General features: G+C 63.4%; 19 protein-coding genes and 1 pseudogene. 11 read left to right on the top strand and 9 right to left on the bottom strand.

Translation table 11 applies throughout. The annotated features are described in order from the left end of the window. The first annotated feature begins 93 nt into the window (after positions 1-93). The 4 genes from H7007_RS03285 (at position 94) to H7007_RS03270 (ending at position 6,153) form a co-directional block, all read left to right on the top strand. Complete coding sequence (locus tag H7007_RS03285) at positions 94-1,659, top strand: FGGY family carbohydrate kinase (RefSeq protein ID WP_287153066.1); 1,566 nt, start codon at positions 94-96, stop codon at positions 1,657-1,659. A gap of 755 nt (positions 1,660-2,414) precedes the next feature. After that, complete coding sequence (locus H7007_RS03280) at positions 2,415-4,046, top strand: acyl-CoA dehydrogenase family protein (RefSeq protein ID WP_287153065.1); 1,632 nt, start codon at positions 2,415-2,417, stop codon at positions 4,044-4,046. A gap of 208 nt (positions 4,047-4,254) precedes the next feature. Beyond that, the gene (locus H7007_RS03275) at positions 4,255-4,881 is read left to right on the top strand and encodes a MerR family transcriptional regulator (RefSeq protein ID WP_287153064.1); all 627 of its coding nucleotides are present in this window, start codon (positions 4,255-4,257) and stop codon (positions 4,879-4,881) included. Between the two features lie 36 nt (positions 4,882-4,917). Beyond that, the gene (locus tag H7007_RS03270; RefSeq protein ID WP_350340614.1) at positions 4,918-6,153 is read left to right on the top strand and encodes an acyl-CoA dehydrogenase family protein; all 1,236 of its coding nucleotides are present in this window, start codon (positions 4,918-4,920) and stop codon (positions 6,151-6,153) included. Positions 6,154-6,272: 119 nt separating this feature from the next. Here the strand turns inward: H7007_RS03270 and H7007_RS03265 are convergent, their stop codons facing one another. The 8 genes and pseudogenes from H7007_RS03265 to H7007_RS03230 form a co-directional block, all read right to left on the bottom strand. After that, positions 6,273-6,932: a TetR/AcrR family transcriptional regulator gene (locus tag H7007_RS03265; protein WP_287153062.1), complete on the bottom strand. Its 660-nt coding sequence runs from the start codon at positions 6,930-6,932 to the stop codon at positions 6,273-6,275. 2 nt (positions 6,933-6,934) lie between these two features. Then, positions 6,935-7,552 carry a TetR/AcrR family transcriptional regulator gene (locus tag H7007_RS03260; RefSeq protein WP_287153061.1) on the bottom strand — a complete coding sequence of 206 codons (618 nt, stop codon included), beginning with the start codon at positions 7,550-7,552 and terminating at the stop codon, positions 6,935-6,937. A gap of 247 nt (positions 7,553-7,799) precedes the next feature. Continuing rightward, a complete protein-coding gene (locus H7007_RS03255; protein WP_287153060.1) occupies positions 7,800-8,072 on the bottom strand; it encodes a hypothetical protein in 273 nt (90 codons plus the stop codon). Between the two features lie 282 nt (positions 8,073-8,354). Then, positions 8,355-8,906: a VOC family protein gene (locus tag H7007_RS03250; protein ID WP_287153059.1), complete on the bottom strand. Its 552-nt coding sequence runs from the start codon at positions 8,904-8,906 to the stop codon at positions 8,355-8,357. A gap of 11 nt (positions 8,907-8,917) precedes the next feature. Next, positions 8,918-9,544, bottom strand: coding sequence for a TetR/AcrR family transcriptional regulator (locus H7007_RS03245; protein WP_287153058.1), 627 nt, complete (start codon positions 9,542-9,544; stop codon positions 8,918-8,920). Positions 9,545-9,704: 160 nt separating this feature from the next. Then, complete coding sequence (locus tag H7007_RS13665) at positions 9,705-10,361, bottom strand: sensor histidine kinase (protein WP_350340613.1); 657 nt, start codon at positions 10,359-10,361, stop codon at positions 9,705-9,707. 33 nt (positions 10,362-10,394) lie between these two features. Next, a pseudogene (locus H7007_RS13660) lies at positions 10,395-10,640 on the bottom strand (PAS domain-containing protein); the annotation flags it as partial. A gap of 15 nt (positions 10,641-10,655) precedes the next feature. Continuing rightward, positions 10,656-11,921: a PAS domain-containing response regulator gene (locus H7007_RS03230; RefSeq protein ID WP_287153057.1), complete on the bottom strand. Its 1,266-nt coding sequence runs from the start codon at positions 11,919-11,921 to the stop codon at positions 10,656-10,658. Positions 11,922-12,356: 435 nt separating this feature from the next. Between H7007_RS03230 and H7007_RS03225 the strand changes: the two genes are divergently transcribed. The 5 genes from H7007_RS03225 (at position 12,357) to H7007_RS03205 (ending at position 17,158) form a co-directional block, all read left to right on the top strand. Continuing rightward, on the top strand, positions 12,357-13,466 hold the full coding sequence (locus H7007_RS03225) for a ribonuclease D (RefSeq protein ID WP_287153056.1): 1,110 nt from the start codon (positions 12,357-12,359) through the stop codon (positions 13,464-13,466). A 121-nt stretch (positions 13,467-13,587) separates the two neighbouring features. Then, a complete protein-coding gene (locus tag H7007_RS03220; protein WP_287153055.1) occupies positions 13,588-14,676 on the top strand; it encodes a glucose-1-phosphate thymidylyltransferase in 1,089 nt (362 codons plus the stop codon). Between the two features lie 33 nt (positions 14,677-14,709). Continuing rightward, positions 14,710-15,144, top strand: a complete 435-nt coding sequence (locus H7007_RS03215) for a dTDP-4-dehydrorhamnose 3,5-epimerase family protein (protein WP_287153054.1) — start codon at positions 14,710-14,712, stop codon at positions 15,142-15,144. Positions 15,145-15,172: 28 nt separating this feature from the next. Further along, positions 15,173-16,171 carry a dTDP-glucose 4,6-dehydratase gene (gene rfbB, locus H7007_RS03210; RefSeq protein WP_287153053.1) on the top strand — a complete coding sequence of 333 codons (999 nt, stop codon included), beginning with the start codon at positions 15,173-15,175 and terminating at the stop codon, positions 16,169-16,171. Between the two features lie 300 nt (positions 16,172-16,471). Further along, positions 16,472-17,158, top strand: a complete 687-nt coding sequence (locus H7007_RS03205; RefSeq protein WP_287153052.1) for a glycosyltransferase family 2 protein — start codon at positions 16,472-16,474, stop codon at positions 17,156-17,158. Between the two features lie 60 nt (positions 17,159-17,218). Here the strand turns inward: H7007_RS03205 and H7007_RS03200 are convergent, their stop codons facing one another. Further along, the gene (locus H7007_RS03200) at positions 17,219-17,503 is read right to left on the bottom strand and encodes a GYD domain-containing protein (RefSeq protein ID WP_287153051.1); all 285 of its coding nucleotides are present in this window, start codon (positions 17,501-17,503) and stop codon (positions 17,219-17,221) included. A 250-nt stretch (positions 17,504-17,753) separates the two neighbouring features. On the opposite strand from H7007_RS03200, the gene H7007_RS03195 reads away from it, so the two are divergent. Continuing rightward, positions 17,754-18,617: an arginase family protein gene (locus H7007_RS03195; protein WP_287153050.1), complete on the top strand. Its 864-nt coding sequence runs from the start codon at positions 17,754-17,756 to the stop codon at positions 18,615-18,617. A gap of 33 nt (positions 18,618-18,650) precedes the next feature. Beyond that, positions 18,651-20,663: a polysaccharide deacetylase family protein gene (locus H7007_RS03190; protein ID WP_287153049.1), complete on the top strand. Its 2,013-nt coding sequence runs from the start codon at positions 18,651-18,653 to the stop codon at positions 20,661-20,663. The last annotated feature ends 461 nt before the right edge of the window (positions 20,664-21,124 follow it).

The following is a 21,124-nucleotide window of genomic DNA, read 5'->3' as shown; positions in this document are numbered from 1 at the left end:
AGGGGGCCCTCTCGGCCGGGTTGCGAATCTAAAAGGCTGCGCCGTTGGGAATATAATTTGATGGCGGAACGAAGACCGTGGAGAGGGGGGGACATGGAGGAGAAGTACATCCTGGTCAACGACGTGGGCACGACGGGCACGCGGGCGGTGATCTTCGACAGCCGGGCGAGGGTGGTGCACGAGTCCTACGCGGAGATTCCCCAGATATTTCCCCGGCCCGGGTGGACGGAACAGGATCCCCTGGTCATCTACGAGAGGTGCCTGGAGGTGACACGCGAGGCCCTCCGGGAGACGGGCATCCCCCCCTCCCGCATAGCGGCCATGGGCATCGCCACCCAGAGAGCCACCAGCCTCCTCTGGGACCGACATAGCGGGGAACCGGTGTACAACGCCATAACCTGGCAGGATACCCGCATGTCGGACGCCTGCGAGAGGATAAACCGGAGCCCCATGTTCCGCGCCCTGCATGTACTTGGAAACATATACCAGAGGATAGCCGTCGCCAGCGAAGGCCTGCGCCGCAACCGCCTGGGCAAACTGCTCATCACTGCGGCGCACTTCACGGTCACTCCCGCGCAGTCCTCGGCCCATGCCCGCTGGATACTGGACAACGTGGAGGGGGCGGCGGCCAAAGCCGCCTCCGGCGACCTCCTCTTCGGCACCGTGGACACCTGGCTGGTATGGAAGTATACCGGGGGAAAGGTGCACGCCACCGACTATTCCAACGTCAGCGCCACGGGGATGTACGACCCCTTCGGTATGCGCTGGAGCACCCTGCTCCTCAAACCCTTCGGGCTTCCCGGCGGGTTGGTGCTCCCGGAGATCAGGGAGACCAGCGGGGATTTCGGGGTCACCGAGGTCCTCGGGGAGCCCGTCCCCATACGCAGCGTGGTCGCCGACCAGCAGGCGGCCCTGTTCGGCGAGGCCTGTTTCGAGCCGGGCAGCGTGAAGTGCACCAACGGGACCGGTTCCTTCATCGACATGAACACCGGCGAGGAGCCCATGGGCTCCATCCACAAGCTGACCCCCCTCATCGCCTGGAAGATAGGGGGGAGGACCACCTATATGATCGAGGGGATCATCTCCAGCGCGGGCTCCTCCGTGCAGTGGCTCCGTGACAACCTGCAGGTGATCAGGGAGGCCTCGGAATCCGAGGAGCTGGCCCGATCCTGCTCCGATTGCGGGGGAGTGTACGTAGTGCCCGCCTTCACCGGCCTCACCGCCCCCTACTGGGATCCCTATGCCCGGGGGACGGTGATAGGCCTCACGCGGGCCACCACCAGGGAACAGGTGGTGCGGGCCACCCTGGAGTCCATAGCCTACCAGTGCCGAGACGTCATCGAGGCCATGGAGAAAGATTCCGGCATCAAGGTGAGGGGGTTGAAGGCCGACGGCGGGGCCTCCCGCAACGACTTCCTCCTGCAGTTCCTGGCCGACATCCTGGACGTGGAGGTGGAACGCCCGGAGATGCTGGAAGCCACCGCAGTGGGGGCCGCTTACCTGGCGGGGATGGCGGCGGGCATCTGGAGGTACCCGGACGACATCATCAGCACCAGGAAGGTGGAGAGGGTATTCCGGCCTTCGATGGACCCTCGGACCCGGCAGGAGCTTTACGCCGGATGGAAGCGCGCCGTGGAGCGGGCACGCCACTGGGCCTGAGACCCGCTTTCGACCTTTCGGTGGGCCGAACTCCCCTCCGCTTGCAACGACGCCTCGGAACCACGTGTCGTCGGCGTCGTATCGGGTCCGCGGACTCCGCTCGTCCAAGACACTTCTATGGGCGGGAAGGCCGGAAAGCGGCCTCACGGCGAAGTAGTGACCATGGGATCGTCTTGCCCTCTCCTTTTGCCTCGCTCGGTTGGGAGGCCGCTTTGCTCGATTCGTTGTCGGAGCGATCCGCCCCGAGATGCATCCGCGTTTCATGCATACGGGAGGAAACAAAGAACGGTTTCGGGGCGGGGAAGCACATTTCGGCGTCGCCTCGTCAACCCTTTTCCGGGGCACCGTTGTCTTCGCGAAAACGCGACCCGAGTCTCACGTGTGCATGGTTGACGCCGCTCGGCGTTCATCCTATAAATTAAAGTTAAAGTTAACTTTAAGTTTATGGCGACTGACTTCTGGGGAGAAGTCGTTGGGGAGAAGAGGAAGTGGCTGCGTTTCCGCCTCAGATATTTGCGTTCCGGACAAGTCGGAACTCCTGGAGCCGGGGAGCGGCAGGTGTTGGGAAGAGGTCTTTTCCCTCCGTGGCATGAATAGCGCCGGGTTTAAGGACCGCCTGCAGGAGGACGACCCGGCGGCGGACGGAAGACGGGAGGCGGGGGGCGGCGCGCCTCTCCCGGAAAATAGCCGCCGATGCGCCTTTGGCGACTGCCCGGAATGCTGTGGGAAAGCCGGATTTTAAAGGAGGTGGCGGTATGTCTCTCCCGGACCGTAACAACCCTTACGATTTCAATCCCTATCTCGAGTGGCGCAGAAAGATCGACTATTACGCCGACGACCCCTTCCTGCAGAGGATGGTTGCCGTCTTCGCAGGTCCCGAGGCCGAGGAGGTCGACCGGGAGGCGAGGGAATTCTCCCGCAAAGCGTCCTTCCGCTGGCGCGACTTCGCGGAGCGCATTGCCAGCCCCGAGAAAAGGCCATACCTGATGCACTACGATGGGCATAAGAACCGTGTGGACCGCATCGTGAGGCCTTACGAGGTGGAGGTGATGGAGAGGGAGATACTGGCAGAGCGCCTGTTCTCCGATTCCACCTCCCCCTGGACCCGTTTCATCAAGTTCTTCCTCCTGAGCGAGAACTCAGAAGCGGGCGTGGTCTGCCCCCTGACCTGCACCTGGGGGCTGGTGGCCCTGCTGGAAAAATATGCCGACAGGCCGGAAACCAGGAGGATATTGCAGCACGCCAAGGAGGGGATAGACGGCGACTACGCCCTGGGGGCGCAGTTCGTCTCCGAGATCCAGGGGGGCTCCGACGTCCCCGCCAACCTGGTGGAGGCGGTGGAGGAGAAGGGGGAGTGGCGGATCTACGGCAACAAGTTCTTCTGCTCGGCCGCCCACGCCGATTATGCCGTGGTCACCGCCAAGCCGCGCGGCTCGGAGAGGGTGGGATGTTTCGTGGTCCCCATGTGGCTGGATAAGGAGAGGGAGCGACGCAACGGCTACACCATAGACCGCCTGAAGTGGAAGATGGGAACAGTGGAACTCCCCACGGCGGAGATCACCTTCAACGGCGCCCTGGCCTACCCGGCCGGACCCCTGGACCGTGGCGTGGCCGTGGTGGTGGGTATCGTGCTCACCCTCTCCCGCCTGGTGGTGGGGATAGGGGGCGGGGCGGGAATGGCGCGTGGCCTGCGGGAGGGCAAGAAGTACGCCGAGTTCCGCACCGCCTTCGGGCTTCCCCTCAAGGCTTTCCCCATGGTGGCCGCGCAGATGGAAGAGTACGAGAGGTGCACCAGGCGCACCATCGCCGGGAGTTTCAAGCTCTACGGGGATTTCATCGCCCTGCCCGGCGGCCTGGCCCCGGGCCTCACCACTCCCGAACCGCTGGAGATAAAGAAGAAGCGGTTCCGGGTGAGGCAGCTGGTCATGCTTCAGAAGATAACCGTGGCCCAGGACGCCAACGATTATGCCCGCAAGGGGATAAGCATCTTCGGGGGCCACGGAGTCATGGAGGATTTTTCCATCTTCCCCCGCATGCTCCGGGACGGCCTGGTCAACGAGCTCTGGGAGGGGCCGCGCAACGTCCTCCTCACCCAGATGCACCGGGACTTCCAGCGGGTGGCGGAGTGGTACCCGGCGCAGGAGTTCGTGGCCGACGTCCTCAGGGGAGCCGATGCACAGACGGTGAGAGGGCTCTCAGCGGAGATAGAGGAACTGCTCTCCGTTCCCCATCTCTTCGAGATGAACCGCAGGACCATGGACATATGTCTGCGGTGGGACGACTTCTGCTCCCGGCTCTTCCACGCCTACCAGGCTCTGGCCCTCGCAGAGGCGGAAGCGGCGAGCCCGGAGGAGGGCATCCCCGCGGGGGAGAGGGTGCGTGGGTGAGCGTTCGTACCGACGACCGCTCGCCGGCCGTGCCCGGGACATCTCGACAGGGAGCCGGCGAGCCTCCTTCCGAGACCGTCCGATGGCGGCCGTCGCGTCCCGGGGAGGCGGCCCCCTGGGGAAGCGGCGGGGTCGTCGGGGCGCGAGACCGCACCCCGTGAACACCTTCCCGCTTAAGGGATTGGAGGCCATGACATGAGGAGAGGCTATGAAAAAGGAGGCGACCGGCGGTAGGGGAAAGAGATTGACCATATCCGAGCTGGCGGGCGAGTTCGGCATCGCCCCCAGCGCCATCCGTTACTACGAGGAGGTGGGCCTCCTCTCCCCGCATCGCAATACCCGTAGGGGACAGAGGCTGTACAGCGACCGTGACCGGGCGCGCCTGAAACTCATCCTTCGCGGGAAGAGATTCGGTTTTTCCCTCTCCGAGATAGCCGAGATCCTCGAGCTTTACGACGCCAACCCCACCCAGGCCCGCCAGATCATGCGCACCCTGGAGTACGGATTCCGTCACATCCGGGAGATGGACGAGAGGATCGAGGAGCTCCTGGAGATACGCAGGGAGATGCTCGAGTTCGCCAGGAGCTTTCTTGAGATACTGGAGAGGGAGGGCCAGGACGCGGAATCCCGCTCCTTTATCGCCCTGGCCGGAGAGGTCATCCGTGAGCTGGAGGCCAGGGAGTTCGGTTCCGGGACCGTCTCACGGAGGGATGCCGGGGCGGAGGCGGGCAATGCTGACCGGAGCGTGGGGCGCGTGAGGGCCGCATCGCCCCGGGAGAAGGAGGCCGGGCGGAGGCGACGGGCCCCTGGGGCCGGGCCGTCGCTCCCGGAGTGACGTCGATTGTCGGTCATAGGAAAGGGAGGTGTGAGCGTGTTCGACTTCGTCATGACCGAGGAACAGAAGAAGCTCCAGGAAGAGGTCAGGGACCTGGTCAACTGGGTCCCCCGCCAGCTCATCCTGGACATGGACGCCATGATCGCGCCCTTTCCCAGGTTTTTCCTGGAAGAGGCGGGGAAGAGGAACCTCCTGGGTCTGCGTTTCCCGAGGGAATACGGGGGCCGCGGCCTGAGGTGGGAGGAGGAGATAATCGCCATCGCCGAGATGTCCCTGGTGGGCGTGCCCCTCACCTGCCTCTACTCCCTGGTGAGCATCGTGGGGGAGTGCATCGCCCAGTTCGGGACCGAGGACCAGAAGCAGCGTTTCCTGGTGCCCACCATAAAAGGGGAGAAGGTATGCGCCGAGGCGCTCACCGAGCCCCGCGGCGGCTCCGACTTCTTCGGCGCCACCTGCACGGCGAGGCGGGAGGGGGACCACTACATCCTGCACGGCCAAAAGCGTTTCATCGTGGGGGCCGAGGGGGCCGACTACTTCATGGTCTACGCCCGCACCGACCCCGATGCCCCGCCGCGGGACGGCCTGAGCTGCTTCCTGGTGGAGAGGGACGAGAGCGTGGAGGTGAAGACGGTATACGGTCTCATGGGCGCTCGGGGGAGCGGCACGGGAAGGGTGCTCTTCCGGGACACAAGGGTGCCGGCGGAGAACCTGGTGGGCAAGGAGAACGGCGCCTCCCACATCTTCTACCGTATGATGATACCCGAGCGCTTGACCTCCGCGGCGGGGTGCATAGGGGCGGCACGGGAGGCCATAGAGATAGCCGCCCGCTACACCACGCGGCGCAAGGCCTTCGGGATGCCCATAAAGAGCTTCCAGGCGGTGAACTTCATGATCGCCGAGAGCCTCATCAAGCTGGACGCCATGGCCAGCCTGGTATGGATGACGGCCAAGGCCGTCGACGCTGGTATCCCCCACGGGAGGATGCGGCGCATGGTCTCGGAGTCCAAGAAGTTCGCCACCGAGGCGGTGTGGGACATCTGCTACAACGCCATGCAGGCCATGGGCGGCATCGCCTACACCAACGTCTATCCCATCGAGAGGATGCTGCGCGACGCCCGCCTGCTCTCCATCTGGACGGGGACCAACCAGATCATGAACCTTATCATCCAGCACGAGTTCTATAAGGAGCTGGAGCAGGAGGTCAGGGGGAAGAGGAACGTGGAGCTGGACGCACCGGAGGCCTTCAACGAGGAGGAGAAGATATACGAGTGACCGCGCGGGATGACCCTTCCGGAGGCGAGCCTCGGACGATGCGCGAGGTCGCGTAACGGTGAGCTTCCCCGGAATGGGGCTGCGCTTGCGCAAGGGCTCCGGCCAATGGAGGGGGAGGGTTAAGAGCGGCCGCGTGCCTTCCCCTTTTCCCTCTCCCCGTCGCGCGGCGCCAGGGAATCGAGGATGGGGCGCAGGATGAGAGAGGCGGCTTCCTCCCCGTGGGTTAGGATCCATTCCTCCTCGCAGGCCAGCATGTAGGTGAGGAAATAGAAGATGAGGATGAACACCCAGGACAGGTAACCCGGGTCCAGGGAGGGGTCCAGGGTCCCTTCATCGATCCCCGCCTGGACCAGGCGTTCTATTTCCTCTTCGCGGTCTTCGAGAAGAGCCTCGATGTTCTCCTGGAACTCCCGGGTGGCCGCCTCGGAGATGTTGTTCACCACCAGGCGCAACATCTCCGGATTCTCCAGGCCGAAACGCAGGTGGGAGCGCATGAGGGCGTCGGCGAGCTCGAAGAAATCCTTCGCCGGCGGCAGTTCACGCCACAGGTTGTCGACGATGGCGGAGTACACCGCGTTGCGCACGGCGTAGAAGAGCTCCCTTTTGGTTGGAAAATAGCGGTAGACGGCGCGCTTGGTTATTCCCGTGGCCGCGGCGATGTCGGCCATGGAAGCGCCGTCATAGTTCTTGGCCGCAAAACACTGCAGGGCGGCTTCGATTATGGCCTGACGGCTGTTGCGCCGGGCCCTCCTCCTTACCGGGCTCCTCTTTCCGGGCATGGTCAACCCCTTATCTCGCCGGTGGCGGACGCGCTCAAGAGCAGCCTGTCCACCAGCTCAAGGTATTTCCCCTTGTCCGAGAAGGGGACCTTGAGGCCGAGGGCGTTCGCTATGTACACGATCTCCAAGAGGGCGATGTAGCTCCAGGCGAAATCCTCCACTTCGAGGTCCTTCTTGACCTCCCCGCGCATCTGGCCCTCCCGCAGCATGTAGGTCACCGCGTCGTGAAGGCGGTGCAGGCGGTCGACGGGCGTATGGCGGAAACCGCCCCTGCCGAGCTCGGGAATGGAGTAATAATAGGCGCGCATCTTGCTCCTGTGCCGACGGGTGAAGTCGAAGGCCGCTTCAGCCGCTTCCCGCAGGCCCGCAAGGGGGGTGGTCCTCTTGAGGGCCCTCCGCGTCACGTACTCCGAGATCTCCTGGATCGTGCGCCGGCGCATGCATTCCACAATGTCACGCTTGCCCTCGAAGTGCTGGTAGAGGATGGGTTCGGTGATCCCGGCCTGGGCGGCGATGTCCGCGGTGGTACAGGAATAATAACCCTTGCGGGCCAGGCATCTTTCCGCCGCCTTGAGTATGCTCTCCTTCCTTTTCTCGGCCGGCAGCCTCTTTCTGGCCATCTTCCCCCTACCGCTTCTTGTGGCCGCTACGCTTCCCTAGGGTCGCGGTCCCGTCTCCCGGGAATGCTTCAGCCTGCCTCGGCGATCTTACCCTGCAGACTTAATAAAAGAACCGGTTACTAAATTTGTTATAGATCATATCATATCTTGTTTATTTTTTAAGGGATTTGATTCCGGGTCAATAGTAGGGATTCGGTCCCCGGTCGAGGGCAAACACGAAGGATCCGGCAATCGATCAGGATTGGCTTTAACGCAACTCCCCCTGCCCTTCTTCGGCAGTTCCTTCCACCCCCGCTGCTTCTCCGGTATCCTTCCACTCGGGATGGTCCTGCCGGCGACCCTCCGCCTTGGCCCGCAGCCAGGCGCGCACGGCGGCCTTCCTCTCCTCGGGGTCCTCAAGGTCGTAGACGCGACCGTCTATCTCCAAGCGTCTTCCGTCCACCGCCCTCACCTTGACCGTAGTGGGTCGCCCGGGCTCCTTGCCGTGCCCGGTCGAGTCCGCCCCATCGCGGAAGCACATGTTGCGGCTCTTCTTGCCGCGGGTGAGTGCCTCGGGTTTCTCCGGCGCTGCTGAGAGGCCCGCCGGGACTCGTTCCCCACGCTTTAGATGTTACTCGGCTGGAAATCGGGCGGGCTTGACACGGGAAGGGATTTTGTCTGCCGGCCCAAGGCCGGGGTGGGATGAACGGGCTGAGGGCTCTATCGCGGCCAGGTCGCTTTGCAGCGGCTCATAGGGGCGAGTGCAAGGTTTCGTCCTCCTCTCGGGTCGGGGCTTCAGAGCCGGTCGGCCGAGGCGTCCGTATCAACCTCTGGAGGGGCGCGGGAGACCCAAGCGCTTCTGGCTCAAGGCGGCCAGCTTGAGCAGCCAGGGATACTGGCGGGCCCTGATCCCCAGGAAGCGGGTCTGGATGAACTCCAGGATCACCCCCACGGAGTCCAGGGTATCGAGGTAGGCGTAATCGATGGTCATCCCCAACTGTTTTAGGGTACCCCTCTGGAGTATCCCAATCCCCGCCGCCCTGGCCGCCTCCAACCTTTCCTCCAGGTTGTCCACCGCGAAGCCCAGGTGGTGGAGCCCTTCATCCCTGTCCCCCAGGGTGTGGAGGTGAAAGCTGTCCCCTTCCAGTATCTGGATGAGCTCCAGCTGGATCCTCCCGCTGTACCCCATGGCGATACGTCCCTTGAGGGTGGTCTCCCTCCCGCGGTCCAGACAGTAAGCCGTCTCGCCCTCGAGAACCAGCCAGGGTCCGATGCCGAAGACCTCCTCGAAACGGCGGATGGTGCTCTCCATGTCCCTGACCACCAGGCCTATCTGGGCCAGGCGCGGCATGTGCAGGAGTTCCCTCGAGGACATGGCCCCTCCTTTCAGCGACGGCGGGGCGGGAGTTGGGCGAGGATGTTGGCCACCCCGCGCACCAGGTTCTCCTCGTATACCTCCCGTGGGTATTTGCGGAAGTTCATCCAGTGGATGACCGTCGATTCCACCATGCCCACGATCATAACCGCGGTGATATAGATGCGTTCCGGAGGCACGGCGTCGGTGTCCGTGTAGTAGGTTATGCGGTCCTTCACCAGGTCTATGATGGAGGACCTGATTTCGGCCACTCTCTCCTGGGAACGCTTGTCCACATTGAGGTCGGTATCGTAGATCAGGCGGAACCCGGATTCGGAATAATCCACGAAGTCGAAGTAGGACCGCACCCCGCTGCGGATAGCGGTTATCCAGTCCACTTCGGAAGTGTCCGGTTTGAGCAGCGACTGGCGGAGGTTCTCTCCTGCCCTATCGATGATGGCCAGGAGGAGGTCGAGCTTGCTCGGGAAATGCCGGTAGAGTATGGGCTTGGTCACCTGCGCCCTCTCGGCGATGGTGTCCATGAGAGCGCCGTGGTATCCGAATTCGGCGAAGGTTTCCAGGGCGGCGTCAAGGATGACCTTTTTCCGCTCCGGGGCCGGAAGGCGTTTCTTCACCCGGTTGTTCCCTGAATCTCTCATGTCTTCTTCCATGTTTCCACCCGGTAATATATTACCATCGGGTGAAGTCGCATAAAACCTCTCCCGCATCCGTTTCCTTCTTGGAGCGGCCTCCTCATTACGCTCGCGGCACCGCTATGGCGGTAGTCTAAGACGGGGCGGGGCACGGGCCGAGCCGGGATCAATCAGGGACGGAGAAGGAGAAGACGCTTCCCTCGCCGGGCGTGGATTCCACCTCCAGGCGCCCCTTCCAGCGGCTCACTATGCGTCGCACGGTGGATAGGCCAATGCCGAGCCCTGGAGATGAATCGTCCATCCTCTGGAAGGGCTCGAAGAGGCGCCCGAGTTGTTCCTCCGGGATCCCCGGCCCGTTGTCCTTCACGCACACCACCGTCTCCCCGCCCTTTTTCCGCGAGCCGACCCGTACCAGGGGGGAGGGGTGGCGGAGGTTGAACTTCACCGCGTTGTCCAGCAGGTTGGCCATCACCTGCTTGAGGAGGGCGGGGTCCGCGTTAACCGTGCGCCGGTCGAGCTCCAGTTCCAGGCGTGCGGAGGGAGCCCGCTCCTTCATGCCGAGCTCCTCCCACACCTGGAGCACCAGCTCCTCCAGATCCACCTCCCTCCAATTTTCCGGCTGCAGGCCGGACCTTGCCATCTCCAGGATGGAGGAGATGATGTCCTCCATCCCCCGGCAGGCCCTGGAGATGTATTCGAAGTACTCCATCTCCCCGGGTTCGAGTTTTCCCTCCGCGGCGGCTCGAGCCAGGGCGGCGAAACCCTCGATGCTGGTCAGGGGGGCCCGCAGGTCATGGGAGACCATCTGGGCGAAGGCCTCCAGGTCCTGGTTGCGTTCCTGAAGCTCGATTTCCAGGCTCTTCCTTTCGGTGATGTCCAGGTCCATGCAGAAGACCTCCTTGCATTCCCCTCCTCTCCTTATGGGGAAGATGGTCGAGTACACCCAGCGCGTCCGTCCATCCCTGTCGCGCGTGGCCCATTCCCGGGGCGGCGCCGGCTCACCGCCCGCCCAGAGCCGCTCCAGTTCGCGTATGAACTCCCCCGCGTCTTCCGGGGTGAGGATGAGCTGGTCCAGCGTCTTCCCGAGAGCTTCCTCCCGGCTGTAACCGTAGAGGGCCTAAGACGCCCTGTTCCAGAAGGTGACCCTGCCCTCGCGGTCGTAGCCCTGCACGGCAACCAGGGGAGCCTGGTCGACGGCCGCCTCGAAGCGCTCTCTGGCCTCCAGGGCCACTTTCTCCTCGAAGGCGGTGGCGTCGATGGCCTCGGGTATCTCCTTGACCAGGCTGAGGAAGAGAGGCCGTTCGCTTCTCTTGATCACTGTCCCCGTGACCGCGCACCTCTTGCGGCTTCCGTCCTTGCACAGGCCGGTGCCCACGAAACCGAAGAACTCGCCCCAGCGTGTCTTGAGCAACTCCTGCTCGGAGAGGCTCCTCTCGTCGGGGATGTGGAGGTCCTGCACTCGCATGGAAAGGAGTTCCCCCTCGGAATAGCCGGTGAGCTCCGTGGCCGCGGGATTGACCTCCAGGATGTTCCCCTCCAGGTCGTGGAGGAAGATGGCGTCGCTGGCCTGTTCGAAGAGCAGCTGCAGCCTCTCCTCGGCCTGCTCGGCTCGCCGCTCGGCGAGCTTCTGGGCGGTCAGGTCCCTGAGGACCGCCAGGGTATACACCCCGTGTTCGTCGTGCATGATGGAGGCGGTCAGCTCCAGGCACATCTCCCGTCCATCCTTGTGGTACACCCATATCTCGTAGGTGGGAGGGAGCTCCTCGCCCGCCTGGCGCCGACGGTACCTGTCCATGACCTCCTCCCGGTAGGCGGGGACCACGAACTCCAGAAAGGGTCGGGAGGTGAGTTCCTCGGCCGTGTACCCGGTCATCTCGCAGAGCTTGGGGTTCACGTAAACGAACCTGTCGCCTCTGGCCAGGGCGATACCGGCGTTGACGTTCTCCACCAGATGGCGGTAGCGCTCCTCCGCTTCCCGACGCTCCATGCGGGCCCGGTAGGCCTCCCACTGGCGCCTCACGGTGAGCGCCACCCGCTTGAACTGCAGGAGCCCCGAACGTTTGATGACGTAATCGTCGGCTCCCTCGCGTAGGGCCAGAGAGGCCACCTCCTCGTTGCCCTGGCCGGTCAGGAGGATGAAGGGCAGCTCGGGATCCCTTTTCCTCACCTCCTTCAGGAGGTCGATACCGTTCATCCCCGGCCCCAGGACGTAGTCGCTGATCACCACCTGGAACCCGTCCTCGTCGAGCATCCGCAGCGCTTCCTCCGCCGTGGCCGCGGAGGTTATCTCCAGGCCGGAATCCTCCCTTTCCAAGCTGCGGCGGATGAGCAGGGCGTGATCCGGGTTGTCCTCCACGTGCAGGACACGTATCTTCTCTTCCATAAGGACCCCGATGCATTATTACCGCGAGACCGCGGTGTACGATGCCCACAATTGGGCCTAAAACCATTTTATAGGAAAGTGAAATATTTCGGACTCTTTATTGTCAGCCTGGCCCCTCGGTTATGTGGTCGCTGGTCATGGGCGGAATTACGGCGAGGGCATTCCGGCTTTTCCCGATGGGTTCTTCCTTCCCGCTTCCGGTCTCCGCGTTCGTTTCCGCCGCTACTCACCGCCGATCTCCGTCGGCGCGGAAGACCTCTTTACTTTGGGTCGTTCAAAGGATTCGGAGATCGGCTTGCCCTTTCCGTCGCTCGGATGTCGGTTTTTTGATTGTCAAGCCAATCCTGCGGTGGTGTCCGTGGACTGTCCTCTATAGAGACCGGCCGCGCTCCCCATATACGGATGCACGTCTATAATACTTGCATGGTCGATTTCATGTACGTGGACGATGCCGAGAGCCTCCGGGAGGCGGTCCGTCACCTCGGACGTTGCCGCCGCTTATCGGTGGACCTGGAATCGGACAGCTTTCACCATTACGGGGACCGCATCTCTCTCCTGCAGTTCAGCGACGGTCGCCGGGCATACATCGTCGACACCTTGAGGGTGGACCCGCATCCCCTGTCCGAGCTTCTGGGAGACGTTTCCAGGGAAAAGGTCTTCCACGACGCGGACTACGACGGACGCATGATACTGACCTTTCTGGGGGTGAGGCCCTCGCCCGTCTTCGATACCATGATCGCCGCGCGCATATTGGGAAAGGAAAAGGTGGGCTTGGCCGACCTCATGGAGGAGTACCTGGGCATCGCCATGGACAAGGCCCTCCAGAAGGCGGACTGGTCCCGCCGCCCCCTGGCGCGGGAAATGCTCCACTACGCCGCCTTGGACGTGCTGTACCTCCTCGAGATAAGGGACAGGATGGAGGAGGAGATGGCTAGGCTGGGGCGGTTGGAATGGGCACGGGAGGAGTTCCGGCTCGTGGTGGAAGGACTCTCTCCCATGCGGGAACGGAAGCCCGATTTCACCCGGGTGAAAGGAGCCAGGGAATTGGATCCCCACCGCCTGGCCGTTCTCCAGAAGCTTCTGGAATGGAGGGAGGAACGGGCGAGGAGGATGGACCTCCCCCCCTTCAAGGTGGTCGGGGCGGAAAGGCTGCTCAAGCTGGCGGAGACCGTTCCCCGCAACCGCCGGGAACTGGAGGCTTCCGGCGCCCTCTCACCCCGCCAGATACGGAGCTTCGGCGAGGAGGTATTGAGGGTCGTGGAGGGAGGTTGGAGGGAACCGCCGGAACGCTGGCCTCGCTTTCCGGCCCCCGAGAGGGTCAAGAGGGACCTGGAGGCGGAGAGGCTGTTGCGCCGGTTCAAGGAGGCCAGGGACCGCCGCGCGGCGGAGCTGGGCCTGGACCCCGGTTTCCTCCTCCCCAACGCCTCCCTCAAGGAGCTCGCCCGGAGGAAGCCGCGCGGGCTGGAGGACATCCGGAAAAGCGGCATCCTCAAGGAATGGCAGCTCAAGGAGATGGGCGCCGCCCTGGCGGCGTGCATCGGGTGAGGGTCCTTTGGTTCGACCTAGGGCACCCTCCGGTTCGGTTGCCAGAAAATGGTTGAAGGCACGAGAAATCCGGCTTCACCGGTAACCGTCTTCGAGGGCTGTATCGGGGACTGGCTTTGGTATGCTAAAATTGGCAACTATGGAACTCAAGGGCCTTATCCTTTCAGGCGGGGAAGGGACGCGCCTGCGTCCCATAACCCACACCAGCGCCAAGCAACTGGTGCCGGTGGCCAACAAGCCGATCCTCTTCTACGGGCTGGAAGCCCTTCGCGACGCCGGCCTGCGGGACATCGGCATCATCGTCGGCGACACCGAGGAGGAGATCCGCGAGGCGGTGGGCGACGGCTCGCGCTGGGGTGTTAGGATCACCTACATCAGGCAAGAGGCCCCGCTGGGGCTGGCCCACGCCGTGCTCACGGCCGCCGATTTCCTGGGGGACACGCCTTTCGTGATGTACCTGGGGGACAACCTGATAAAGGAGGGGATCACCGCCTTCGTGGAGGAGTTCCGCAGCAAGGAGGTGGACGCCCTCATCCTCCTGGCCCACGTCGTCGATCCCCAGAGGTTCGGCGTTGCCCGCCTGGAGGGAAACCGGGTCGTGGAGCTGGTTGAGAAACCCAAGGACCCTCCCAGCGACCTGGCCCTGGTGGGCGCATACATGTTCCGGCCGGTCATCCTGGAAGCGGCCCGGGCCATCAAGCCCTCCTGGCGCAACGAGCTGGAGATAACCGACGCCATACAGCACCTCATCAACCACGGTTACCGCGTGGAGGCCCACATCATAAAGGGCTGGTGGAAGGACACCGGGCGCCTTGAGGACCTCCTGGAGGCCAACCGTATGGTCCTTGAGGACCTGGAGCCCCGTTGCGACGGGGAGGTGGACGGGGAGAGCCGCGTGCTGGGGAGGGTAGTGGTGGAGGAGGGAGCGGAGATAATCCGCTCCACGCTGCGAGGGCCTTCCATCATCGGACGCGGTTCCCGTATCGTGGATTCCTATATCGGGCCCTTCACCTCCATCTATTATGAGGTCACCGTGGAGGGCAGTGAGCTGGAACACTCCATCATCATGGAGAACAGCGTAATCCGGAACATACCCGGTCGCATCGAGGACAGCCTCATAGGGAAGAACGTGGAGATCACCAGGTCCTTCGACCTCCCCAAGACCTTCCGCTTCATGCTGGGAGACAATTCCAAGGTAGGGCTGATATGAGGTCCAGGGTGGGGCTGATATGAGGTGGCGGGGATGATCGAGGGGCTGCGGGTAAGGGAGCTGCCGTCCCGGTCGCATGTCCGGGGCTACACGGTGGACCTCTGGCAGGGAGAAGAAGCGCCCCCCGCCTCATATGCCAGACTGCATCACGTCTTTCCCGGATGCGTCGAGGCTTGGTGGGTGAGGGAGATCACGCCGGAACGTGTCGTCTGCCTGCGGGGCATGATCAAACTGGTGGTATTCGACCGCCGGGAGGGATCTCCCACCCGTGAGGAAGTGGTGGAGGTCTACCTGGGGGAGTACCGCTTCCGGGAGGTGGAGATACCGCCCGGCGTGCTCCTGGGGTGGAAGGCTGTGGGGCACGAGCCCGCCCTTGTGCTCCGGTACGCGGAGGCCGCGGAGGAGGGACGGAGGCTGAGCCCGGAGGAGGCCGGTGTGCCCTACGACTGGGAGATCGTCATGCGTTGAGGGAAGAGAGGGAAGAGGAAAGCGGCCCATGCGTTTGCTGGTCACCGGGGGATGCGGGTTCATCGGCAGCAATTTCATCCGCCACCTCATGCGGGAACATCCCGAGGACGAGGTGTTGAACCTGGACAAGCTCACCTACGCCGGGAATCCCGAGAACCTGCGCGACGTGGAGGGTGATCCGCGCTACACGTTCCTCAAAGGGGACATCTGCGAGGAGGCGGATGTGGGGAAGGCCTTCGAATGGGGGCCGGAGGCGGTGGTCAACTTCGCCGCCGAGACGCACGTGGACCGCAGCATCACCGACCCCGAGGCCTTCGTGCGCACGGACGTCCTGGGGACCTTCCGGCTGCTCGAAGCGGTCCGGGGGGCGGGTGTCCGATTGGTGCACATAAGCACGGACGAGGTCTACGGGAGCATCGCCGAGGGGTCCTTCACCGAGGAGAGCCCCCTGCGGCCCAACAGCCCGTACGCGGCCTCCAAGGCGGGAGCGGACCTCCTGGTGCGCTCCTACGTGCGCACTTACGGGATAGACGCGTTGATCGTGCGCAGCTCCAACAACTACGGGCCTTACCAGTACCCCGAGAAGGTCATCCCCCTGTTCATAACCAACCTCCTGGAGGGGAGGAAGGTCCCCCTCTACGGCGAGGGAGCCAACGTGAGGGACTGGCTCTTCGTGGAGGACAACTGTCGGGCTATCGACCTGGTGCTCCGCAGGGGGGAGAGCGGCGGGGTGTACAACGTGGGAGCCGGGCAGGAGAGGAGCAACCTGGAGCTGACCCGCTCCATACTGGCCCTTCTGGGTATGGGTGAGGAGCACATCCAGAAGGTCCCCGACCGGCCGGGCCACGACTTCCGCTACTCCCTGGACTGCACCAGGATACGCTCCCTGGGATGGGAGCCCCTCTATGACCTGGAGAGGGGCCTGCGGGAGACGGTCCGCTGGTACCGCGAGAACCGAGACTGGTGGATGCCCATAAAGAGCGGCGAGTTCCGGGAATATTACCGACGCCGCTACGGGGACATCTGAGCGGGACGGCCCCTTACCCGCTGGGCGGCCAGGGGCTCTTGCTCCGGGGAGGAGCAGATGAGGAGGGCTCCCGGACCGTGGACCTCGTCGGGGGTATGACCTGGGGCGGGCGGTCACGTTTCCTCACCTTGCAACGACGCGGAAGGCCGCCCCGTCCGTGGTCATCAACCGTTTCCGGCGCATCATGGCGACTGTCTGGAATGGAAACCATCCCCTTTTCTCGAACTATTATTTATGGAATGTAGTGATTAGAATAAGCCCGTCGGGATCGACGGACCTTGACTTGCGGAGGTAGGGGAGATGAAGCTTTCCGTGGTCATCCCCGTTTACAACGAACGAAACACCATAAAGGAGGTACTGAGGCGGGTTCGCCAGGTGGACCTGGGAGACATAGAGAAGGAGATCGTGGTGGTGGACGACGGCTCCACGGACGGGACGCGGGACATCCTGGCCATGGAGGAGAACTCCGCCACCCGGGTGATCTACCACCCGGAGAACAGGGGGAAGGGCGCCGCGGTGCGCACGGGGCTCCAGGCGGCCACCGGCGACCTGATCATCATCCAGGACGCCGACCTGGAATATGATCCCGAGGACTACCCCAAGCTCATGGAGCCCATCCTCAAGGGCAAGGCGGAGGTGGTCTACGGTTCCCGCTTCACCGGCCCGCGCAAGAACATGCTCTTCTGGCATTACGTGGGGAACCGTTTCCTGGCCCTGGTGACCAACATCCTCTACAACACCACCCTCTCGGACATGGAGACCTGTTACAAGCTCTTCACCCGCAAGGCGCTGGAGGGGATAACCCTCAGGTCGGACCGCTTCGACATCGAGCCGGAGATAACCGCCAAGATATTGAAGAAGAAGATCCGCATCTTCGAGGTGCCCATCTCCTATTCGGGGCGGGAGATTGAGGAAGGCAAGAAGATTACCTGGAGGGACGGCTTTCCCGCCCTCTGGGCGCTCATCAAGTACCGTTTCGTGGATTGACGGAAGAAACGGCGGGGGCACGTCGAGGCGCCCCCGCCGTCATTCTACTTCGCGCGTCCGCTACTTCAGGCTCTCGATGAAGGTATCCACGTCGATGGCCGGGAGGGTCATGATGCGCACCGTCCCGCGCGAAGCGAGCTGGACCGAGATGCGGGCGATGGTCTCGTTGTTGGGGGCCTCCACGATGTTGATGAAGTCGTACTGTCCGAGCACCACGTACTGCCCGACCACCTTCCCCCCCATAGCCTCCACGTCCTTGTTCACTTCCTTGATGCGGTCCGGGTTCTTGGTGAGGGTGGCGCAGCCCTCGTCGGTGAGCCGGCTGATGAGGATGTAGGTCGCCATCTGCCCTCCTCCTTTCTCTTCCCTTTTGCTTTTTGCCCCGACAATAACACTTAATACCCTGTGAACCGGCGACCTAAACGGGCGGACGGCCCCCTCTTCGCCCGTCGCGCCGCTTTTTCGCCGCGAGATCGTCACCGTTTTCCTTCGGGCTCACCGTCATATGCCCGCGGCCGTGTGAAGGGAATAGGGATATGGGGGATGAATAGATGCTATGGTTATGGGTGAAGACGGGACTCGGAGGTAGGGATATATGCCAGCCGAGGGGAAGAGGTGCAAGGTGATAGTGGTCTACCACCCGGATTTCGCCGCCCAGGGATACCCGGCGCTGCGGGAGAGGATCGCCCCCGCCTTCGAGGAGCTGAGGACAAGGGGCCTCCTGGATAAAGAGGGGGTAAGCCTTATGGAGCCCAGGCCGGCGGAGGAGGAGCTGGCCGAGGAGGTGCACACGGAGGGGCACATACAGGGAGTGAAGAGGAGCGGATATTACCAGGTGGCACTGCTGTCCGCGGGTTCGGTGATCCTCGGGGCGGAGGAGGTGGCAAGCGGGAAGGCGGACGCGGCCTTCTGTTTCACGGGCACCGCTGGCCATCACGCCTCGAGGGACGGATTCTGGGGGTTCTGCTACCTGAACGACGTGGCCATGGCCCTGGTCCGGCTGCGCCGGGAGGGCCGGGGGAGGAGGGTGGCCATCCTGGACATCGACCCGCATTTCGGTGACGGCACGAGGGACATCCTGGGAGAGGACCCGAAGGTCCTGCACGTGAACCTCCATTCCGGGTATGTGATGCGGGGGTCAGGCGGCTCGAACAACCTGGACCTGGCCCTCTTCCATGATGCCGGGGATGCCCAGTTCCTGCACGCCGTGGACAGGGCTCTGGAGGCGGTGGGGAGATTCCGGCCCGAACTGTTGTTCGTGGTCTTCGGGCACGACAGCCACCGCGACGATTACGGGGCCTTTGAGCTGAGCGACGGGGTGTACCGGGAATTCGCCCTCCGGGTCAAGAGGTCCTTTCCCTCCGGGGTCGTCTACGTCCTCTCAGGCGGTGCCCGTCCCCACGTCGCCAGGCGGGCCATCGGAGACGTGGTGGAGGTCCTCGCCGCGACAAGCCCGTAGGATGATGGACGGCGAAACGAGGTGCAGGGAAGGATGAGGAGGATGCTCGGAGGAGCAAGACGGGGGAACGGCGGAGGGGATGGAAAGCAGGCGAAGAGCGCCTCAAGGGCGGTGAGGTCGCGGGTCCGGGCCATGCCCTTGGTCTTGCTGGCCTCCCTTTTCCTGGCCGGGGGGCTCGGCCTTTCGGTCCCCGGAGCCGCGCGCCCGGTCGCCTACGCCGCCTCTCCTCCCCGCGTCGCCCTGACCTTCGACGACGGATACGGGCTGGACCACCGTTTGCTGGAATTTCTTTCCTCCCAGGGCATTAGGGCCAGCGCATTCCTCATCGGTTCCTGGGCGCAGCGGAATCCTTCCCTGGTGCAGGAGATGAACGCCCTCGGGTGGGACGTGTGCAACCACACCTGGAGCCATTCCTTCCTCACCCGGGTCCCCGATGAACAGATAGTGTCCGAGCTCAACGCCTGTCAGGCGGTCATCGGGTCCCTCACCGGCCAGCACTGGCCTCTCTTCCGGCCCCCTGGAGGATTTATCGACGACCGGGTGAGGGCAGTGGCTGCGGCGGCGGGATATACCCCGGTGATGTGGGACCTGGACAGCGGCGACTCCCGAGGGGTGGAGTATTCCGTGCCCGAGAGGGTCTCCTTCATGGTCAACGCCTCCCGAGACGGCAGCATCCTGCTCTTCCATTTCGGGGGCAAGCACACCTACGAGCTGGTGACCGGTGTGGTCCAGGGCTTGCGGCAGAGGGGGTTCTGCTTCGTCACGGTCACCGAGCTCTACGGGCTGAAGAACCTGGTGAGGGGAGGAGACTCCGGGCCCGGACAGGCCGCGCCGTCGCGGGAATTCATATTCGCCGAGGGGTGCACCAGCGAGGGCTTCGCGGAGAGGATACTGGTCTTCAACCCCCATTCGGAGGCGGTCAGGCTGAGGGCGGACCTCCATTCCGGCGGAGAGGTACGGTCGGTGGAATGCGAGGTGCCTCCCCTCCGGCGCATAACCATCGACGTGAACCGGGAGCTTCCAGGCCGCGGCGAGGTGGCCGCCGTGCTGTTGGCTGATGGGGAAGTGGTTGCCGAGAGGACGGTCCTTTTCAACCGGGGTGCGGGCCTCACCGGCGGTTTCACCGCGACCGGCATCTCCTGTCCCTCCCGCATCCATTACTTCCCCGAGGGGACGGCCCTGGAGGGTTTCGAGGAGTACCTGGCTCTCTTCAACCCCGGCCCCATGGACGCGAGGGCCGAGTTGGAACTCGTGGCGGACGGCGCGTCCAGGTCGGAGAGCGTGGAGGTCCCGGCGAGGCGAAGGGTCACCGTGGGTTTGAAAGGCCTGGCCCCTCAGCCGGAATATTCCCTTGTGGTGAGGTCGGACAACCCCCTGGCGGCCGAGAGGTCCCGCTATTTCACATTCCAGAATCTGGTAACAGGTGGAAGTGTTTCCGGGGGAGAAGCGCAGCCCCGGCCGGAATGGTTCTTCGCCGACGGGACCACCCGAGGAGGATTTCAAGCCTTCCTCAGCGTTTATAACCCGTGCACCGAGACCACCTGGGTGAGCGTTTCCCTGAAAGGCGGCGGGGAAGAGGCGGCAGAGGAGCGCTTTCTGCTCCCCGCAGGGGCCAGGAGAAGCCTCTCCCTGAATCCGCTGCTCCCTCCGGACACGGATTATACCCTGAGGGTGCGGAGCCTGCTCCCCATAATCGCGGAGCGCTCCTTTTATTTCCGCAAGGGAAACATCGTGGGGGGTTCCGGAACCCAGGGGACGCGGGAGCCCGCGGAGAGCTGGTATTTCGCGGAGGGGAGCACCGACGGCGGCTTCTCGGAGTCGCTCGTGCTCTGGAACCCCTGGAAGGTGGAGGAGGAGGCGGAGGTCAGGTTCTATACCGGTGACGGCATGGTGGAGAGGTCCTACCTCCTTCCCGAGGAGGGCAAGCTGGTCGTGGACGTCGCCGCCGAGGCGGGCCGGTGCCCGGAGTTGTCCGTAGAGGTGAGGTCCTCCCCCGGAGTGGTCGCCGAAAGGCTCCTCTATTTCGAGGCCGACCTCAGGCGGTGATCGACGGCTGTCGGGATTTGATCGGCGCCTCGTGGTCCTTGCCCTGATGGTCCTTGCCCTAATGGAAATGAAAGTCGTTTTCCGTCTCCCCTCCTTGCCGGGCGGAGGACTTGCCCGCCATGCTTGCGGCGGAGGCTTAAAAATTTCATGAATACCGGGACCTCGGCTCTTTTTTCGAAGAAGGGGATCGATCTCGGCAAGAGCTTTATGAGTAGAAAAAGATCGGGAGAAAACCCTTGCGGTTCGGATGAACAGCGAATAAATGCGATAAAAAGGATGCCGTATCGTTTCGGCGGGCATTTCGTGTTTGAAGAGAGTGGAACCCCACTCATACTGGCAAAACGAGCGAAGTCGGTATAACCAAAATGTAAAGAAAACGGGGATCTTTACATGTTCTATCCTGGGTAAACGGCATTATCCCGGGCTTGTGAAGCGAAGAGTCCGGGGGTACTGGAGCAGAG

Source organism: Candidatus Solincola tengchongensis, from assembly GCF_015711935.1.
GTDB classification, from domain to species: Bacteria; Actinomycetota; Geothermincolia; order Geothermincolales; family RBG-13-55-18; genus Solincola_A; species Solincola_A tengchongensis.
The sequence above is the reverse complement of the archived record's forward strand: the minus strand, read 5'-3'. Positions and strand labels throughout refer to the sequence as shown.

Excerpts from the sequence above, each read along its gene's own strand:
- H7007_RS03285 (WP_287153066.1), top strand. The coding sequence starts at position 94 with ATGGAGGAGAAGTACATCCTGGTCAACGACGTGGGCACGACGGGCACG.
- H7007_RS03280 (WP_287153065.1), top strand. The coding sequence starts at position 2,415 with ATGTCTCTCCCGGACCGTAACAACCCTTACGATTTCAATCCCTATCTC.
- H7007_RS03275 (WP_287153064.1), top strand. The coding sequence starts at position 4,255 with ATGAAAAAGGAGGCGACCGGCGGTAGGGGAAAGAGATTGACCATATCC.
- H7007_RS03265 (WP_287153062.1), bottom strand. The coding sequence starts at position 6,932 with ATGCCCGGAAAGAGGAGCCCGGTAAGGAGGAGGGCCCGGCGCAACAGC.
- H7007_RS03260 (WP_287153061.1), bottom strand. The coding sequence starts at position 7,552 with ATGGCCAGAAAGAGGCTGCCGGCCGAGAAAAGGAAGGAGAGCATACTC.
- H7007_RS03255 (WP_287153060.1), bottom strand. The coding sequence starts at position 8,072 with ATGTGCTTCCGCGATGGGGCGGACTCGACCGGGCACGGCAAGGAGCCC.
- H7007_RS03250 (WP_287153059.1), bottom strand. The coding sequence starts at position 8,906 with ATGTCCTCGAGGGAACTCCTGCACATGCCGCGCCTGGCCCAGATAGGC.
- H7007_RS03245 (WP_287153058.1), bottom strand. The coding sequence starts at position 9,544 with ATGAGAGATTCAGGGAACAACCGGGTGAAGAAACGCCTTCCGGCCCCG.
- H7007_RS03230 (WP_287153057.1), bottom strand. The coding sequence starts at position 11,921 with ATGGAAGAGAAGATACGTGTCCTGCACGTGGAGGACAACCCGGATCAC.
- H7007_RS03225 (WP_287153056.1), top strand. The coding sequence starts at position 12,357 with ATGTACGTGGACGATGCCGAGAGCCTCCGGGAGGCGGTCCGTCACCTC.
- H7007_RS03220 (WP_287153055.1), top strand. The coding sequence starts at position 13,588 with ATGCTAAAATTGGCAACTATGGAACTCAAGGGCCTTATCCTTTCAGGC.
- H7007_RS03215 (WP_287153054.1), top strand. The coding sequence starts at position 14,710 with ATGATCGAGGGGCTGCGGGTAAGGGAGCTGCCGTCCCGGTCGCATGTC.
- rfbB (WP_287153053.1), top strand. The coding sequence starts at position 15,173 with ATGCGTTTGCTGGTCACCGGGGGATGCGGGTTCATCGGCAGCAATTTC.
- H7007_RS03205 (WP_287153052.1), top strand. The coding sequence starts at position 16,472 with ATGAAGCTTTCCGTGGTCATCCCCGTTTACAACGAACGAAACACCATA.
- H7007_RS03200 (WP_287153051.1), bottom strand. The coding sequence starts at position 17,503 with ATGGCGACCTACATCCTCATCAGCCGGCTCACCGACGAGGGCTGCGCC.
- H7007_RS03195 (WP_287153050.1), top strand. The coding sequence starts at position 17,754 with ATGCCAGCCGAGGGGAAGAGGTGCAAGGTGATAGTGGTCTACCACCCG.
- H7007_RS03190 (WP_287153049.1), top strand. The coding sequence starts at position 18,651 with ATGAGGAGGATGCTCGGAGGAGCAAGACGGGGGAACGGCGGAGGGGAT.